The organism is Streptomyces rhizosphaerihabitans (genome assembly GCF_025399795.1).
GTDB lineage: Bacteria > Actinomycetota > Actinomycetes > Streptomycetales > Streptomycetaceae > Streptomyces > Streptomyces rhizosphaerihabitans.
Genome location: NZ_JAODTZ010000037.1, coordinates 32,639 through 46,562 on the forward strand (window position 1 = coordinate 32,639; position 13,924 = coordinate 46,562).

Annotated in this window: 11 protein-coding genes; 3 read left to right on the forward strand and 8 right to left on the reverse strand. The window is 71.5% G+C overall.

The features are described 5' to 3' along the window. Positions 1-2: 2 nt before the first annotated feature. Positions 3-1,316: an ABC transporter substrate-binding protein gene (locus N4G66_RS30195; protein WP_261707425.1), complete on the reverse strand. Its 1,314-nt coding sequence runs from the start codon at positions 1,314-1,316 to the stop codon at positions 3-5. A 121-nt stretch (positions 1,317-1,437) separates the two neighbouring features. Continuing rightward, a complete protein-coding gene (locus tag N4G66_RS30200; RefSeq protein WP_261707426.1) occupies positions 1,438-2,619 on the reverse strand; it encodes an ROK family transcriptional regulator in 1,182 nt (393 codons plus the stop codon). Positions 2,620-2,802: 183 nt separating this feature from the next. Between N4G66_RS30200 and N4G66_RS30205 the strand changes: the two genes are divergently transcribed. After that, complete coding sequence (locus N4G66_RS30205; RefSeq protein ID WP_261707427.1) at positions 2,803-4,911, forward strand: alpha-galactosidase; 2,109 nt, start codon at positions 2,803-2,805, stop codon at positions 4,909-4,911. Between the two features lie 57 nt (positions 4,912-4,968). Here the strand turns inward: N4G66_RS30205 and N4G66_RS30210 are convergent, their stop codons facing one another. The 4 genes from N4G66_RS30210 to N4G66_RS30225 all read right to left on the reverse strand — a co-directional run bounded on the left by N4G66_RS30210 (position 4,969) and on the right by N4G66_RS30225 (position 9,635). Further along, complete coding sequence (locus N4G66_RS30210; protein ID WP_261707428.1) at positions 4,969-5,598, reverse strand: hypothetical protein; 630 nt, start codon at positions 5,596-5,598, stop codon at positions 4,969-4,971. A gap of 130 nt (positions 5,599-5,728) precedes the next feature. Beyond that, positions 5,729-7,573 carry a GMC family oxidoreductase gene (locus N4G66_RS30215; protein WP_261707429.1) on the reverse strand — a complete coding sequence of 615 codons (1,845 nt, stop codon included), beginning with the start codon at positions 7,571-7,573 and terminating at the stop codon, positions 5,729-5,731. Continuing rightward, positions 7,570-8,952: a hypothetical protein gene (locus N4G66_RS30220; RefSeq protein ID WP_261707430.1), complete on the reverse strand. Its 1,383-nt coding sequence runs from the start codon at positions 8,950-8,952 to the stop codon at positions 7,570-7,572. Before N4G66_RS30220 ends, N4G66_RS30215 begins: the two co-directional genes overlap by 4 nt. Continuing rightward, entirely contained in the window at positions 8,949-9,635 is a 687-nt protein-coding gene (locus N4G66_RS30225; protein ID WP_261707431.1) for a FadR/GntR family transcriptional regulator, read from the reverse strand. Before N4G66_RS30225 ends, N4G66_RS30220 begins: the two co-directional genes overlap by 4 nt. Before the next feature lie 371 nt (positions 9,636-10,006). On the opposite strand from N4G66_RS30225, the gene N4G66_RS30230 reads away from it, so the two are divergent. Continuing rightward, positions 10,007-11,203, forward strand: a complete 1,197-nt coding sequence (locus N4G66_RS30230) for a glycoside hydrolase family 64 protein (RefSeq protein WP_391858910.1) — start codon at positions 10,007-10,009, stop codon at positions 11,201-11,203. Positions 11,204-11,313: 110 nt separating this feature from the next. Here the strand turns inward: N4G66_RS30230 and N4G66_RS30235 are convergent, their stop codons facing one another. Together N4G66_RS30235 and N4G66_RS30240 are read right to left on the reverse strand one after the other, a co-directional pair. Then, complete coding sequence (locus N4G66_RS30235; RefSeq protein WP_261707432.1) at positions 11,314-12,450, reverse strand: sulfite oxidase; 1,137 nt, start codon at positions 12,448-12,450, stop codon at positions 11,314-11,316. Between the two features lie 44 nt (positions 12,451-12,494). Then, the gene (locus N4G66_RS30240) at positions 12,495-13,157 is read right to left on the reverse strand and encodes a TetR/AcrR family transcriptional regulator (protein WP_261707433.1); all 663 of its coding nucleotides are present in this window, start codon (positions 13,155-13,157) and stop codon (positions 12,495-12,497) included. A gap of 133 nt (positions 13,158-13,290) precedes the next feature. Between N4G66_RS30240 and N4G66_RS30245 the strand changes: the two genes are divergently transcribed. Beyond that, positions 13,291-13,854 carry an NAD(P)H-dependent oxidoreductase gene (locus N4G66_RS30245; RefSeq protein ID WP_261707434.1) on the forward strand — a complete coding sequence of 188 codons (564 nt, stop codon included), beginning with the start codon at positions 13,291-13,293 and terminating at the stop codon, positions 13,852-13,854. The last annotated feature ends 70 nt before the right edge of the window (positions 13,855-13,924 follow it).

Genomic DNA, 13,924 nt, shown 5'->3' on the forward strand with positions numbered 1-13,924 from the left:
GGTCAGGCCGTGAAGAAGCGCGAGCGCTGGGACTCGATCTTCGTCAGCGTTCCCGAGCCGTCGTCGGGGTGGCCGAGCCACTCGGTCAGGCCGGGGAGTACGACGGTGGAGATGAAGCCGGGGTCGCTGTCGCGGTCCGCGAACTGGCTGATGTGCTTGGCGGAGGCGATGAGGTCGTCGGACTTCTTCTGGAGCGCGTTGTACGAGCCGGTGGTCGCCTTCTCGTTGACGGCGAGGTTGCTCGGGTCGACGCCCATGTACAGCTCCTCGGCGTGGGCGCCGCCGAGGAACTCCAGGAACTTCTTGGCACCGGCCTCGTTCCTGGGCCGACGGCTGAGCATGAAGCCGTCCGTGGGTGCCTCGACGGCGTCCTGACCGTGCGCGGCGTCGATCTCGGGGAAGGGGAAGAAGTCGATGTCGGCGCGTATCTTCTCGTCGGTGATCTGCTGTCCGAGGAAGAGGCCGATGACGGCCATCCCGGACTTCTTGTCGAGCAGCGACTGGGCGGCGTCCTGCCAGGAACGGCCGGCGGCACCCTGTTGGTAGTAGGAGGCGAGTTCGCGCCAGTGGTCGAGGGTGGCGAGGGTGCGCTTGTCGCTCCAGGAGACCTTGCCGCGCATCAGGGACATGTGGAAGTCGTAGCCGTTGGTCCGCATGTTCACGTAGTCGAAGGCGCCGAGGATGCTCCAACTGTCGCCGCCGCCGTATCCGGAGGCGATCGGAGAGAGCCCGTCCTTCTTCATCCGCTTCGTGAGCGCGATGAACTCGTTCCACTTCTGGGGGACTTGGTAGCCGCGCTCCTTGAAGAGGCTCTTGCGGTAGAAGACGGCCCACGGGTAGTTGTACAGCGGCACGAAGTAGTACTTGCCGTCCTCGCCTCGGGAGAGCTGCTTGGTGGCGTCGCTGAAGTCGGCGCCTATCTTGTCCCACACGTCGTCGAGGGGGCTGCAGAGCTTCTTCTTGGCGAAGTACTGCATGCGGTAACCGGCGAACCAGGTGAAGACGTCGTCGGGGGTGCCCTGCAGATAGGTGGAGATGCTCTTCTGGAAGGTGTCGTGGTCGACGGTGTTCGTCTTCACCGTCAGACCGCTGTCTCTGGCGAACGCATCGGTGGCGGAGGCGTAGGCCTTCTTGGGGGTGGCGTCGGCGCCGTTGGATCCGAAGGTGACCGTCTTCGGGTCGGCCCCCGCTCCCCCGCCGCAGGCGGTCAGAACGGGCGCGGCCAGCGCGGCGGCGCCGAGTCCGAACAGTCCGCCGACGACTCTGCGGCGGCCCGGGTCACGCGCAGCCATTGGATTGCGGCTCTGCTGCGTCATTGTTGCTCCTCACGCGTGTCCGTACATGTCTGATCTTCAGTGCGTGGCTGTTCTTCAGTACGTGCTGGTCGGTGCGTGTGCGCTGTTCGGCGCGCGCTCGCCCCTCAGGGCGTGGTGCTCTTCAGCGCGCGTCCGAGGCGGTGATGAAGGACTGGATCGCGGTGGCCGCCGCCCCGCGCGCCCACTCCTCGAAGGGCAGCGGCCTGGTCTGTACGTCGCAGTCCGCGGCCGAGCCGAAGGCGGCCGCGGCGAACGCGTCACGGATCTGCTCGGCGAACAGGTCATAGGCGGCCAGGCCCTCGCCGGAGATGATCACGCGCTCGGGGCCCAGGAGGTTGGCCACGGTCGCGATGCCCCGGCCGATCGCCGCTCCCGCCCGGGCGTACACCTCCCGGGCTCCGGGATCGCCGTCATGGGCGAGGGCCAGGGCCTCGGTGGCGTCGGCGACGCTCGCGCCGGTGACCTCCCGGATCCGGCCGACGATCGCGGGGTCCGAGGCGATCGCCTCGACGCAGCCCCGGTTGCCGCAGTGGCAGCGGGGACCAGCCGGGTCGATCGCCACGTGCCCGATCTCACCGGCCACGCCGTGCGCTCCCGCCACCACCTGTCCGTGTACCACCAGACCGCAGCCGATGCCCGCGCCGACGGTCACCAGCGCGAAGTCGGACAGCCCCACCCCGGCCCCGAACCACTGCTCGGCCACCGTCAGCGCCCGGACGTCGTTGTCGAGGGTGACCGCCAGTCCGGTCGTGGTCGCGACCAGTTCTGCGAGGGGCACGTCGCGCCACTCCAGGAACGGGGAGTAGCGCACCACCCCGGCCGCGCGGTCCACGTCACCCGAGACGGCGATGCCGAGCCCTCGGACCTGCACCCCGAAGCCGTCCGCCTCCGTCAGCAGTTCCTGTGCGAGCCCCGCGACGGAGGTCAGTACCGCCTTGGGTTCGCGGGAGGTGAGCGGAACGCGCCGGGCGACCCGGATGCGGCAGCACAGGTCGGTGAGTACGGCGATGAGCTCGTCGCCCGTCACCTTGATCCCCAGGAACAAGGCCCTCCCGCCGTCGACCCGCACCGGGTTGGCGGGCCGCCCGAGGACGGGCTGCCGTGCGTCCTCGGCGATGTCCTCCACGAGGTAGCCGGCCTCGATCAGCGGCCGGACCGCCTTGGTGACCGCCGCCGCCGACAACCGGGTCCGCCCCGCTATCTCCGACCGCGTGAGCGGGCCGTGGGACAGCACGGTGGTGAAGATCTGGGAAGCGGCCGGCGTGTGGGCCGGGAACGCCTCGGTGGGAGAGGTCGAGCGCATGGCCGGAACCTAAGGCCTTTATTTTCTGCTGTCAATGAAAGAAACAGGACTCACTTGAGCATGCTCTATGAGGTACCTACGACCTGTGAATTCTTGAATGCGAGCGGCCATTGACATGTGATCCAAGGTCAGGATTGGCTTTCCCTTGTCTCGTACGTGAGCATCACCCGAACGCGAGGATCCATGTCGCCGATCTCCTTCGCCCCGGACACCGGGGTCTGGCTGCTGTCCACACCGCGCACCTCGTACGCACTGCGGATCGACGAGACCGGAGCGCCCTGCCATGTCGCGTGGGGCCCACGACTGACGCCGACGGAGGCCGGGGAGCTCGCCGTGCCACCCGCGCCCGAGGCCAGCAGCTTCGAGGGCAGACCGCCCGTCGGGGAGGAGCTGCCCGTCGACGGCGGCACGCGCTACGGACCTCCGTCACTGCAGGTGCGGTTCGCGGACGGCTCCCGCGCCTTCGAGTGGCAGCCGACCGGCCACCATGCAGACGAGGGCGAGCTGACCCTGTCGTTCCACGACCGCCGCTACCCGTTGCGGGTGGCGCTCCACTACCGGGTGCACGAGGACACGGACGTCATCGAGCGCTGGACCGTCGTCCGCAACGACGGCGACGAGCCCGTCACTCTGCTCCGTGCCGACTCCGCCGCCTGGACCCTGCCGCCGCTGCGGGACTACCGGCTCAGCCATGTCACGGGCCAGTGGTCCGCCGAGAGCCAGTTGCGCCGCGACCGACTGCCGTACGGCGAAACCGTGTTGACCAGCCGTCGCGGGATCACCAGCCACCACGCGAACCCGTGGCTGATGCTCGACGCGGGTGAGGCGACGGAGGACCACGGACGGGTGTGGAGCGCCGCCCTCGCGTGGAGCGGGAGTTGGCGCGTCACCGTGCAGCGCACCCCCGACGGGCGGGCCGGATTCACCGGCGGCCCCGGCCAGGACGGCACGACCGTGCCGCTCGCGCCGGGCGAGGAGTTCACCACTCCCCCGTTCGCGGGACTGTGCACCGACGGCGGCTTCGGCGCGGCCAGCCGCGCCTGGCACGCGTACGTCCTGGCCCATGTCCTGCCCCACGCGGACGAGTTCGCCCCGGTGCTCTACAACTCCTGGGAGGCCACCGGCTTCGACGTCGACGAGGTCGGGCAGAAGGCGCTCGCCGAGCGGGCGGCGGCACTCGGGGTGGAGCTCTACGTCGTCGACGACGGCTGGTTCGGGGCGCGCCGCAGCGACCGGGCGGGCCTCGGCGACTGGACACCGGCGTCCGACCGCTTCCCGGACGGGCTGGCCCCGCTGGTCCGCGCGGTGCACGGGCTCGGGATGCGCTTCGGCCTCTGGGTGGAGCCCGAGATGGTGAACCCGGACAGCGACCTGTACCGCGAACACCCCGACTGGGTACTGCACTTCCCCAGCCGCCCCCGCTCCGAGCTGCGCAACCAGCTGGTCCTCAACTTCGCCCGCCGCGAGGTCGCCGACTGGGCCCACGGCTGGCTGACCCGGCTGGTCGGCGACCACGGCATCGACTTCCTCAAGTGGGACATGAACCGCGCGTTCAGCGAGGCCGGCTGGCCCGACCGGCAGGACGGCACCGACCACCTCGGCCCCGCGTACGTGCGCAATCTCTACGGCGTCCTCGACCGGCTGCGGGCTGACCATCCGGGGCTGCGGATCGAGACGTGCAGCGGTGGCGGCGGCCGGGTCGACCTGGGCATCCTGGCCCGCACGGACCAGGCGTGGGCGTCGGACAACACCGACGCCGCCGACCGGATGGGGATCCAGCACGGCTACGGCCAGATCTACCCCGCCCGCACGATGGGCGCCTGGGTGACCGACGTACCCAACCAGCTCACCGGCCGTACGGTCCCGCTGCGCTTCCGCTTCCATGTCGCGATGGCCGGGGCGCTCGGCATCGGGGGCGATCTCACCCACTGGTCCGAGGAAGAACGACGCGAGGGGGCCGACCTGGTCGCCACGTACAAGAAGGTCCGCCATCTCGTCCAGCACGGCAGGCTGGACCGGCTGTCACCACCCGCCGAGGACTCGGTCTGCGTGGTGCAGTACACCGCCGCGGACGCCTCGGAGACCCTGCTGCTCGCCTACCGGCGCGTCTCCCACCACGGCGCGCCGAGGCTGCCGGTCCGGCCGCGCGGTCTGACCCCCGGGGGCCGCTACCGCGACGCCCGCACCGGCGTCGTGCACCACTCCACGGTGCTCGGCGAGTACGGGCTCGACCTCGACCTGCCCGCGGGCGACTGGTCCAGCACGGCGGTGCACCTCGTCCGGGAGGACTGACACTCCGTCAATGTGCTGATGGGCGCCCCATGGTCGCTCTCGCCCGTCGGGCGCCCGTCAGTACCGCTGAGCCTTGGCCAGCACGGGGGTGAGCTGGGGCTCCGCGGGCTGCCTGCTGATCACGACCGGCTGCGCCTTCTTGCCCGGCTCGAGGTTCTCCTTCCCGACGAACGACGTCTGCACGACCTTCCCGTCGGGGTTCTTGAAGTCGACCTGCACGGCGTACGACGCCGTCTTGCCGGAGTTGTTGGTGATGGTGACGACCACGGCGCGCAGCCCGCCGGTCTCCGCCGTGGGCAGGCCGGTCATGCTGACCTCGGACGTCGCGTTGCCGCTGCCCTTCACGTTCTTCAGCTGCTTCTCGGCGGTGGCGGCGGCGCGGGCGGTGTCGGCGGAGACCGAGGCCGCGAACTCAGACGCTCTGGCGGAGACGGAGGCGGCCGCCGACGACGCCCGCCCGGTCGCCGACTCGATGATCGAGGAGGCGGCCGAGGCGATGGCGGACGGCGGGGTCCCCGTGAAGTTGGACGCGTTCGGGGGCGTCGGCCGGGGTGTGATCGAGGCCGTACTGCTGCCGCCGCCGTCGTCCGAGCTGCATGAGACGAGAACGGAGCCGCACGCGATCGCGGACAGCAGGGCGGCGATACGCCGTGATCCGCTCCGGCCGTGGGGAACACCTCTGCTCATGGGGCTCGCCTCTTCCTGCCGTACGGGGCACGGGGGCTCGTCCTTTTCCTGCCGTACGGACTCCCTCATGCTCCGTGCCGCGCCGGGCGACGGCGAACCGCGGGGGCCCATTGGGGTGGCGCACACGGCATCAGCGCCCGTGCCGTGCTCCCTCCAGCCACGCGTCCGAGATCGCCAGGGCCGCCGCCATGATGCTCAGCTGCGGGTTGACCTCCGGGCAGCCCGGCAGGACCGAGCCGTCCGCCACCAGGACTCCGTGGACACCGCGCAGCCTGCCTTCGGGGTCGGCGGGCGCCCGCTGCGGATCGGCGCCCGCGGCCACCGTGCCGGTCGGGTGGAACGCCGACACGTGCAGATCGCGGGCGGTCACCGAGGTGAGCAGTTCGTCGAACGCGTCGAGCGAGCGGGCCCGGGGCGCACGCGGGACGCCGGTGAGGACCTCCTCCGCCCCGGCGGCGAAGAGCAGACGGCCCATGGCACGTACGGCGGTCATCAGCCGGTCGCCGTCGCGGGGGTCGAGGTCGTAGCGGACGAGTGTCCGTTCCCGGCCCCGGACCTGACCGGAGGGGCGGTCGGCGATCATGGCGCCAAGGGTCGCCAGATGGTCCGCGCCCTCCAGTTCCCGCCGCAGTTCCCGGCCGAGGCCGGGAAGGACGAAGCTGCTCATGCCGGGCGGGCTCGCGGTCGCCTCGACCAGGATTCCGCGTGCGTGCAGTTCTTCGACGCCGACACTCTGCAGCACGCCCCGCCAGGCCGTCACCGGCTCGGCGAAGCGTCCGGCGACGCTGGTGGCCGGGTGCACGCTGAGGTTGCGGCCCAGACGGGGGTGCCCGCCGAGACCCGAGCGGCGCAGCAGGGGCGGTGTCTGCAGGGTCCCGGCCGCCGTCACGACGAGGGGGCTGAGGATCTCCAGTTCGCTGCCGTCGGCGCGGCGGACCCGGACTCCGGCGGCGCGGGGCGGGCCCGGCACGTCGTGGTCCAGCAGGATGCGGCGGACCCGTGCGCCGGTGACGATCCGGGCACCGGCGGCGCAGGCGTCGGGCAGGACGGACAGCTGCACGCTCTGTTTGGCGCCGGTGGGGCAGCCCACCACACACTGGCACGAGCCCTTGCAGCCGGGGGCGTTGCGGCGCAGCGGCGCGGCCCGCCAGCCGAGGCGTTCGGCGCCGGCGAGGGTGAGCAGTCCGTTGTTGCCGAGGACGTCGAGGGGCTGCGGTGCCACGCGCAGGGTTCGCTCGGCCTCGTCGAGGAAGGGCCCGAAGCGGTCGGCGGGCCCGAACCCGAACGCGCTGCTCCAGCGTGCCAGGACATGGTCCGGAGTGCGGTAGCAGGTACCGGAGTTGACGACGGTGGTGCCGCCGACGGCACGGCCGACCGGCAGCAGGATCGGCGGACGGCCGACGGCCACGGTGGCGCCGCCGTCCCGGTACAGCTCGGCGAACCGGTCGAGGGGCGCCCGGCGGCCGAAGGACGCGGTGGAGTGGTGCCGGCCCTCCTCCAGGACGACCACGTTCAGTCCGGCGAGCGCGAAGGTCCGTGCGGCCATCGCGCCGCCCGCTCCGGAGCCGACGACGATCACGTCCGCGGTGCTGCGGGCCGGCCATTCCTCCGCCGGGGTGCAGTCGAGGGGCGGATCGACCGGGGTGGTCGCGGTTGCGGGGGCGACCGGCATCCGTTCGGTGCCCGCGGCCAGCAGCACGGGAACCTTGAGGAGGTCCAGCAGCGGGGCGAGCCGGGGTCGTGCGGCCAGGGAGCGGAGCACGTCCTCGCGTTCGTCGGGGCCGAGAGCCGCCAGGCGTCTGCCGGTGCGCACCACGGCGTACGTCTCCAGGGCGGCGACGGCGGTGTGCACCGCGGCGCGGGCGGGCCGGGGCAGTGCGGCGAGCACCGAGTCGAGGCGGTACGGCACACGGGCGGGCCACTTCATGCCGCCCTCGTCGGCGAGCAGCGCGGCGACGAGCCCGTCGGCGGTCATCGGTCGCCCGACTCGGCGTGCGCGGTGCCGTCCAGCACCCAGGAGGCTTCCGGGCGCCAGTGGCCCCACCAGCGCTCCAGGACGATCCGGGCGTCGGCGGACTCGCTGTTGCGGCACACCGCGCGGGCGCCGTCCGGGTCGCGGTACTCCAGGGTGAGGGTCCGCTCTGCGGGCTGATTCACCTCGACGCGGATGCGGCGCAGCGCCGTCCGGCCGGTGACCGTCCATGCGGGCAGGCCGAACGCGGCCTTGAAGCGTCCGAGTCCGAGCCGGCCGATGGCGGAGCGCTCCGGTCGCCGCGGCCAGGTGCGACCGCCGCGGCGCAGGCGCAGGAAGACGAGCGGGGGCAGCCGTCGCAGCGCGGGCCGGGTGGACACGGCGGCGACGATCTCCAGGACGTCGCCGTCGCCGAGGTCCGCGTGCAGCCAGGTCCACCGGTGCGCGTTGCCGTGCCCGTAGATCCGGGCCGATGCGCCGGGTGCGCCGCGCAGGGTCAAGGTCGCTCCCCCGTACGAGACTTCGCCTTCGTACGTGGCTCGGTCGGCCGGGAGCATCTGGGCGGCGGGCAGCACGGGGCGGCGCCATGACCAGCGGGGGAAGGTGAACAGCGGTGGCCCCTGCGGTCGTTCGGTGAGATTCCAGGAGAAGTCGCCTGCTGTGCCGGTCAGTTGACCGGCACAGCACGTCACATCCTCGGCTGCGAATCCGTCCGTCGGCCGGGTCCAGGGAACGGGTCCGAAGCGGGCGTGCCGTACCTCGCCCTCGCGGGGGAACGCCGCGGCCCAGCCATGGGCGAACGGCTCGGATCCGTCGGCGGGTGCGGTGAGTTCGTGGTGCAGCCAGATTCCGGTGCCGCTCGCCGGGTCGGTGAGGGTGGTGTACCAGACCTCGGTGCGGCCCGGGACGCCGTTCCATCGCGGGGCCAGGTGTTCCGCGGGGTTCTCGCGGCGCGGGAAGCGGAAGCTGAGCAGGAAGGGGGCGAGTCCGGTGGCCACGGGGAAGCGCAGGACGCCCTCGCCCACCCGTGTGCCGCCCTCGTACACGGTGAACGGCAGCACGGTCATCGACGCGAGGGGACGGCGCGGGGTCACCGACTTCCAGCCGTCCAGCGTGAGGCGGCGCCCGCCGGCGGTGAACGTGAGCCGGTAGCGGATGCGCCGCCCGGCGATCGGCGACACCTCCAACTCGCCCTCGACGCAGCGGTCGTCGGCGTGTCCGGCGATGCGCGCCCGGCCGGTCAGGCGAGCCCGCGTCGTGCGGTGCGGGAGCAGGACCCGGTCGGCGGCGGCGCGCAGGTCGAGCCGGATGCGCCGCTCGCCGGGCTCGCCGTCGAGGCGGACCGTGCCGAGCATCGTCTCGGTGAACACCGTGCCCCTCACGCGAGACCCTCCAGCATGATGCGCTCGGTGACCCGGAGGTAGTCGTCGGCCGCCGCGTGCGCTCGCCGGGCGTCCCCCGCGGTCACGGCCTCGACGACCGGCGCCAGCCGCTCGTGGGCGGCCTCCGGGTCGGTGAAGGGTCCCTTCAGCAGGGAGCGGACCGGCAGGTAGGCGTTGAAGAGGGTGTTCGTCAGCAGCACGTAGACGCGGTTGCCGGTGGCGCGGGCCAGTGCACGGTGGACCTCCACATCGGCCAGCTGCACCGCGTCGGCGCCTTCGGTACGCCGTACGGCCGCCAGCAGCGCGCTCAACTCGGCGCGTTGTACGCGGGTGCCGCGCTCGGCGGCCCGCCCGGCGATCAACGCGCCCACCCCGCGCCGCACTTCGAACACCTCGCGCACCCAGCCGGCGTCGTGCCGCACGAGCATGGGAAGGAGATCCGCCCCGCCGAGCCGGGCGTAGTCCCGCACCCGGGTCCCGACTCCGTGCCGGGTCTCCAGCAGCCCGGCCTGCACGAGCCGCCCGAAGGCGTGCTTGAGCGTGGTCCGCGTGACGCCGTACCCGTCGGCCAGCCGTCGTTCAGCGGGAAGGTAACTCCCCGCCGGATGACGGCCGTCGAGTATGTCCGTACGCAGCCGGTCCTCCAGGACGTCCACGATGGTCTCGCGGGGCAGAGCCTCCACGTTTCCCCCTCCGGGCAAGTGGCTGAGTGGATGAGCCACTGAACCAGTGGAGGCTTTTCGCGGTCAACCCCCTTGACGGCAAAGGGTCATGGGCGACGACCGCGAACGAACCGCCCGTGCCGCGCTCGCGACGCCGAGACCCTGCGCACGAGGGGTCAGGCCTGGTCGTCGGACACGGGGAAGGGCGGCCCGGACCCACGTCTCGCCCGAACTCACCATCGGCACCGGCAAGTTGGACCGGACCAACTTTGCGTGAATCGTTGACATGTACGTCACCCGAGCGTAATTCTGAGAGCGCTCTCAAGAGGAAGCGGACGATTCCCGTCCGCGGTATTCCACCTCGCTGAACCCCCACATCAAGGAGGCAGAGAGTGCGCGTACACACCAGATGGCCGGCTTGGGCGTTGGCCTCGGCCACGCTCTCCGCGGCATTGCTCACCTTCGGCGCGCCCTCCCGTGCCGAAGCCGCCGTCCCGGCGACCATCCCCCTCACGTTCACGAACAACTCGGGCCGCAGCGAGCAGGTCTACGTATACGACCTCGGCACGCAGCTCTCGACGGGGAAGCAGGGCTGGGCCGACGCGAACGGCACCTTCCACGCGTGGCCCGTGGGCGGCAATCCTCCGACGCCCGCGCCCGACGCGTCGATCGTGGGACCGGCCAACGGCCAGTCGAAGACGATCCAGCTCCCCAAGTTCTCCGGACGGATCTACTTCTCGTTCGGGCAGAAGCTCGACTTCCGGGTGACGACCGGCGGACTCGTGCAACCGGCCGTGCAGAATCCGAGCGACCCGAACCACAACATCCTCTTCAACTGGTCCGAGTACACGCTCAACGACTCCGGTCTGTGGCTCAACAGCACCCAGGTCGACATGTTCTCGGCCCCGTACGCCGTCGGGGTCAAGCTCGCCGACGGGACCACGAAGAGCACCGGTCACCTCAAGGCCGGTGGCTACAACGCCTTCTACAACGCGCTGCGGAGTCAGCCGGGCGGCTGGGCGAACCTCATCCAGACCCGGTCCGACGGCACGGTTCTGCGGGCGCTCGCCCCGGGACACGGCATCGAGGCGGGCGCGCTGCCGGCCACCGTCATGAACGACTACATCAACCGTGTCTGGACGAAGTACAGTTCGTCGACCCTGACGGTGACACCGTTCGGCGACCAGCCGAACACCAAGTACTTCGGCCGGGTCTCCGGTGGCGTCATGAACTTCACCAACAGCTCCGGTGCGGTCGTCACCAGCTTCCAGAAGCCCGACGCGGACAGCATCTTCGGCTGCTACAAGCTGCTCGACGCGCCCAACGACCTGGTGCGCGGCCCCATTTCACGCACCCTGTGCGCGGGCTTCAACCGCACCACGCTGCTGACCAACCCCAGCCAGCCGGACACCACTTCCGCGAACTTCTACGCGGACGCGGTGACCAACCAGTACGCCCGCAACCTCCACGCGCAGATGGCCGACGGCAAGGCCTACGCGTTCGCGTTCGACGACGTCGGCAACCACGAGTCCCTCGTCAACGACGGCAATCCGCAGCAGGCCTTCGTCACGCTGGATCCGTTCAACTGACGGAAGTCCCGCCGGGGCGGGATGGGGGGCAGGTCCCGAGCGGGACCTGCCCCCCATCCCATGGCGCCACGGTCGGCGGCGTCGCATGTCCTTGTCCGCGCGACAGGCCGTCATCGGCGTCCCGGCTCGTCGTCGGACTCCAGGCAGAGCACGGGGACCCGTTGGACCAGGTTGTTCTCGAAGCCGCCCCTGTTCCAGGGCTGGTCGAGCGGCTGGGTGTGCCCTTCGGCGTCGGTGGCACGGGCGCTGAGGACATGCCGGCCGGGGGTCGCCGTCCAGGTGAACCGCCACGCGCGCCAGGCCCAGCGGTGATCGTTCGCCCGGTCCAGTTCGGCCGGGCACCAGGAGCGCCCCTCGTCCGTGCTGACCTCGACACCGGTCACCGGCGCACGCCCCGACCAGGCACGTCCTGTCAGGGTGACGGTGCCCGGCCGGACCGCCCGCACCCGCGACATGAAGTCGGGGAAGCCCGGCGGGACCAGCAGGGCGCGCGGGGCGATCCGGGTGACCGGCTCGCCCTCCTCACCGGCGTCCTGCCGCAGCCGGTACGCCACAGCCTGCTGGAATCCCCGGAACGGCGTCTCCGTCACCGTGATCTCCCGGAGCCACTTCACATGCGCCATGCCGTACCAGCCCGGCACGACGAGACGCAGGGGATGTCCGTGCTGCGGCGGCAGCGGGGCGCCGTTCATCGCGTACGCCACCAGGACCTCGGGCTCGTCGCCCCGCGCCACGTCCAGCGGAAGGGCACGCCGGTAGTCCTGCTCGACGCCGCGCTCGACGCCGTGATCCGCGCCGGTGAACACCACGTCCACCGCGTCCTGTCCGACCCCCGCCTCGGCGAGCAGCATCCGCAGCGGCACGCCCGTCCACTCGGCGGTCCCGACCGCCTCGACCAGCCACGGCTGACTCACCGGCCGGGGCATCAGCAGGGCCCGACCGTTGCCGGCGCATTCCATGGTCACCCGCTGCCTGACCGCGGGGTACGCCTTCAGCTCGTCGACTCCGAGCAGCAGCGGGCGCCGCACCCGCCCGCCGAGAACGAGCTGCCAGGAAGCCTCTTCGGCGTACGGGATGTCGTAGTGCGTCAGCACATAGTGCAGCCCCGGCGGAGTGACCTCGTAGCGCAGGGCCTCCAGCGGCAGTCCGTGGTTCCGGGCGGCGAGAGCCAGCTCTTGGGCACTGATGCCCTCCTCCGGACCGGCCAGCCGGGCGGGTGCGCTCATGTCCTCGAGACGATGCCCCATGACCGCATTGTCCGCCCGGCCGGGGAGGCGGCGCCAGATGGGTGTCAGGCGGGGCGCGGACCGACGCTCCGGTCCACCAGGTCACACCAGCCGGTCTCCAGGCGCTCCGGCGACACACCGCGCTGGCGGGTCAGATGCCCGATCAGGGCGGGGTCCAGGTATCCCATCAGGGTCTGGGCGACGAGCTCGGTGTCCGTGACGGTGCCCGAGCCCGTCTGCCGCAGCAGCATGCACACATGCATGAAACGGACCCGGTACGGCGCGGAGGTGAAGCGGCGGGTGGCCTCGGGCTCGGCGGCGAGGTACAGGTCGAGCTGTTCGGAGGTCTGGCGCAGGGCATGGCATCCGAAGGCGTGCAGGCGCTCGACCGGTGACGCGCCGGGGCCCAGCGGGGCCGGACCGCTGATGAAGGCGGTCTGGAAGCGCTGCTCGGTGTGGTCGAGCAGCGCCATCAGGAGGCCGGTGCGGTCTCCGAAGCGCCGGAAGACGGTTCCCTTGCCCACCGCCGCCGCGCAGGCGACGCCTTCCATCGTGAGTCTGGCCACTCCCTGTTCCTCGACCAGCCGGGCGGCAGCCTCCAGCAGCCGCGCGCGGTTGCGGGCGGCGTCGGCGCGCAGCGGGGCGTCATCAGGGGCGGTGAGCTCCATGAGGACAGGCTCGTCGGACGGTTCCGGTCGCTTCGGAAACGGCGGAAGTGGATGGGACATGAAGCCAGCGTAACGGCAACAGGGTCAACTGGACTGCGGTCCGCTTCGGTGGTACACCTTTAAGCGGACCTCGGTCCGTTTTGTTGCGGCAGTGTTTCATCGGCTCAGCGTTTTCCAGTTTCGGGAGATATCCATGTCCGTACGCATCCTCGCGCTCGTCGGCAGCCTGCGCGCCGGTTCCCACAACCGTCAGCTCGCCGAGGCGGCCGTCAAGCTCGCCCCGGAGGGTGCCGAGGTCGAGCTCTTCGAGGGCCTCGCCGAGATCCCCTTCTACAACGAGGACATCGACGTCGAGGGCAGCGTGCCCGCCTCCGCCGCCCGGCTGCGCGCCGCGGCCTCGGCCGCCGATGCCTTCCTGCTCTTCTCGCCCGAGTACAACGGCACCATCCCGGCCGTCCTGAAGAACGCCATCGACTGGCTGTCCCGTCCGTACGGCGCGGGCGCCTTCACCGGCAAGCCGGTCGTCGTGGCCGGCACCGCGTACGGCCAGTTCGGCGGCGTCTGGGCGCAGGACGAGGCCCGCAAGGCCGTGGGCATCGCCGGCGGCACCGTGCTGGAGGACGTCAAGCTCTCCGTCCCCGGCTCCGTGGTCCGCTTCGCGGAGACGCACCCGGTCGACGACGCCGAGGTCGCCGCTCAGCTCGCCGAGGTCCTGAACCGGCTGCACAGCCACGTCGGCGCGTCCGAAGCCGCCTGACAACCCCCTTGTGGGCCGGTCCGGTCGACCCGGGCCGGCCTTCGGCATGTCGCGACCCGGTCACCGCCTG

Coding starts and splice junctions, on each gene's coding strand:
- N4G66_RS30205 (WP_261707427.1), top strand. CDS start 2,803: ATGTCGCCGATCTCCTTCGCCCCGGACACCGGGGTCTGGCTGCTGTCC.
- N4G66_RS30245 (WP_261707434.1), top strand. CDS start 13,291: ATGTCCGTACGCATCCTCGCGCTCGTCGGCAGCCTGCGCGCCGGTTCC.
- N4G66_RS30200 (WP_261707426.1), bottom strand. CDS start 2,619: ATGCGCTCGACCTCTCCCACCGAGGCGTTCCCGGCCCACACGCCGGCC.
- N4G66_RS30235 (WP_261707432.1), bottom strand. CDS start 12,450: ATGGGGCATCGTCTCGAGGACATGAGCGCACCCGCCCGGCTGGCCGGT.
- N4G66_RS30210 (WP_261707428.1), bottom strand. CDS start 5,598: ATGAGCAGAGGTGTTCCCCACGGCCGGAGCGGATCACGGCGTATCGCC.
- N4G66_RS30215 (WP_261707429.1), bottom strand. CDS start 7,573: ATGACCGCCGACGGGCTCGTCGCCGCGCTGCTCGCCGACGAGGGCGGC.
- N4G66_RS30195 (WP_261707425.1), bottom strand. CDS start 1,316: ATGACGCAGCAGAGCCGCAATCCAATGGCTGCGCGTGACCCGGGCCGC.
- N4G66_RS30240 (WP_261707433.1), bottom strand. CDS start 13,157: ATGTCCCATCCACTTCCGCCGTTTCCGAAGCGACCGGAACCGTCCGAC.